Below are 1212 nucleotides of genomic sequence, written 5' to 3' on the forward strand. Positions count from 1 at the left end.
GATCTAGCACCGCGGCCAGCGGGTGCCCGGCGAGCGGCCCGTCGCCGCCGTCGGGCGCGGTGGCCCGGGGCGCGGCCACGGCGACGGCGAGCGCCGGGAACATGTCGGTGAGCAGGTTGACCAGCAGCAGCTGGCGGGTGCCCATCGGCGCCCGCCCGCCGAACGCGGTGCCGAGCACGGTGAACGCCACCTCGCCGGCGTTGCCGCCGACCAGCACCGAGACGGCGTCCTGCACCCGCGCCCACATCGCCCGGCCCTCGCCGACGGCGTCGACCAGCCGGGTCAGGTCCAGGTCGGTGATCACCAGGTCGGCGGCGGCACGGGCGGCCGGGGACTCGGCGCCGGAGACGCCCACCCCGACGTCGGCCAGCCGGATCGCCGCGGCGTCGTTCACCCCGTCCCCGGTCATCGCGAGGGTCGCTCCGGCCCGGCGCAGCGCGGCGACCAGCGACACCTTCTGCTCCGGCGACAGCCGCGCGAACACCGCCGTCTCCCGCACCATGCGGGCCCGATCGGCCTCCGAGGCGCGGGCGAACTCCCCGCCGGTCACCACCCGGTCGGCGTCGGGGACGCCGGCCTGGCAGGCGATCGCACGGGCGGTCTCGGGGTGGTCGCCGGTGGCCACGAGCACCCGGACGCCCGCGGCGCGCAGCTGCTCGACCGCCGCCACCGACGAGGACCGCACCGTGTCGGCCAGCCCCACCAGACCCCGCAGCGTGAGGTCCCGGGCCGCCTCCTCCAGGTCGCCGTCCCCGTCGTCGCACGGCCGATCGGCGACGGCGAGCACCCGCAGCCCCTCGGCGGCCAGCTCCCGCACCCGCGGGGCGAGGTCCCCGGCGTCCCGGCAGCGGGCGGCGACCACCTCGGGGGCGCCCTTGACCACCAGCCGGCCGTCGCGCACTGCCGCGGAGAAGCCGCGCCCGGCGGCGAACGGCAGGCTCTGCTCCGCCTCCCCGTCCACCTCGCCGGCGGCGTCCACGACGGCCCGGTCGGTCTCGTGGGCCCGGTCGTCGCCGGTGCCGACGCCGGCCGCGGCCAGCCGTAGCAGCCCGTCCTCGTCGAGGTCGCCGTCCAGCGGGACGAGGCGGGGACCCACCGCAGTACTGGGGTGAATCCCGCCGCCGAGCACCGCTCGGAGGCCGGTAGGGCTGCTTCCCGCCCGAACCCGTCAGCTAACTCGGTAGGCGGCCACGGAAGAACGGAGAGCACCCG

The 1212-nt window shown here is 78.1% G+C and carries 1 protein-coding gene and 1 riboswitch; the gene reads right to left on the bottom strand.

Annotated elements, in window-relative coordinates; genetic code table 11:
• A partial coding sequence (locus E4P41_RS21735; RefSeq protein WP_245177564.1) for an HAD-IC family P-type ATPase occupies positions 1-1096 on the bottom strand: 1096 nt, incomplete at its 3' end.
• A riboswitch (cyclic di-AMP (ydaO/yuaA leader) is annotated at positions 1056-1202 on the top strand. Its footprint overlaps the gene before it by 41 nt.
• Positions 1203-1212: the final 10 nt, after the last annotated feature.

The organism is Geodermatophilus sp. DF01-2 (assembly GCF_004571065.1).
GTDB lineage: Bacteria > Actinomycetota > Actinomycetes > Mycobacteriales > Geodermatophilaceae > Geodermatophilus.